The sequence below is a fragment of the Candidatus Nebulibacter yamunensis genome (assembly GCF_024208055.1).
GTDB classification, from domain to species: Bacteria; Pseudomonadota; Gammaproteobacteria; order Francisellales; family Francisellaceae; genus Caedibacter; species Caedibacter lacustris.
Map to the genome: position 1 here is coordinate 1 of NZ_JAMBMW010000055.1, position 1,112 is coordinate 1,112.

2 protein-coding genes are annotated in these 1,112 nt (G+C 40.2%); both read right to left on the bottom strand.

Features of this window, described 5'->3' with window-relative positions; translation table 11 throughout:
- Nucleotides 1-298: 298 nt before the first annotated feature.
- A complete protein-coding gene (locus tag M1V25_RS10245; protein ID WP_116964849.1) occupies nucleotides 299-616 on the bottom strand; it encodes a hypothetical protein in 318 nt (105 codons plus the stop codon).
- A 10-nt stretch (nucleotides 617-626) separates the two neighbouring features.
- The coding region (locus M1V25_RS10250; protein ID WP_498843221.1) for a hypothetical protein at nucleotides 627-1,112 on the bottom strand (486 nt) is incomplete at its 5' end.

The window sequence follows — 1,112 nt, forward strand, 5'->3', positions numbered from 1 at the left end:
GTAAATCCTTTTTTTGTCAGTGGAAAGGAGGTTGCGATTAAGAAATGGGGGTCTCTTAATAATGATTCAAAATTGATAGTATCAATCATGTTATTTTATTTCAACAACTTTTGTTGGATAAATTTTTCTATTTAAACATTACTGAAATAGATGCCTATCCTAAGATATTAAATAGACACCGATGCTATAAAACCGCGATTCTGTATTTAATAAATACTCATTTTTAAGGTTAGACTAATACAATTAACACGACAAAATCCTTTGGTAATTGGTCTGACAGTTTACCTTGGTAATGACATTAATACAACTCAATCGAAGTAACCTCTCCACACGCTATTGTTTTCCCTTCCCACAACGTAAAGCGCGTTCCAACTTTTAACCGCGGAATCACCTCGTCTGGTGAAAGAAACACTATTCTAATATTCTCCACGGTATCTCCTAGCGAGATGGGTTTACCATACTCTTGGACAAGCAAACGGCAATCGTAAGCATGCTTTGCAACTTCTGGAACATTTTCAACGTACATTGGGCATCCAAAATTCATCGCTGGTATAGCTTGTGAGCGACCACCTTCCTCAGTGTTAAGAAGCGTTATTTTCGCAAAAATACCTTTCATATCTGAATCCTTATGGCACTGGCGAGTAGTTGAGTACTTGTGGAACCAAACCAGGCAGGTTCTTATTAGGAAGAACGCATGCAGGAATACCTCGATCTACTGTCGCTGAAATTCCAGGTTGATTCAGAACGCTACGCGGTACTTGTGATTTAACGATCGTATATGGTGGATCACCAAAGGCTTTAACTGCCTGTTTAGCATAACTCGCAGCCGACTCGGCACTTGTTGTGAAATACTTCCCTTCTAATCCTGGAAGATTATTGAGTGCACCTGTTTTTCGAATATCAGCCAATTCATCAGGTTTAACAGCCCTGAACACATCTACTAGTTCATCTCCGCCATTTCGAACAGTAGTCACAAACTCGCGTGTTTTACCTGCTTTATGGCTAGCTTGAGTTGTTTTCCCCGCTGCAACGCTTGCCTTAACATTCTCCACAATCATCTTTGGTGCAACAGCTTTAGCCAGTAGCATTCCGCCTTTTACATAGGTACCACC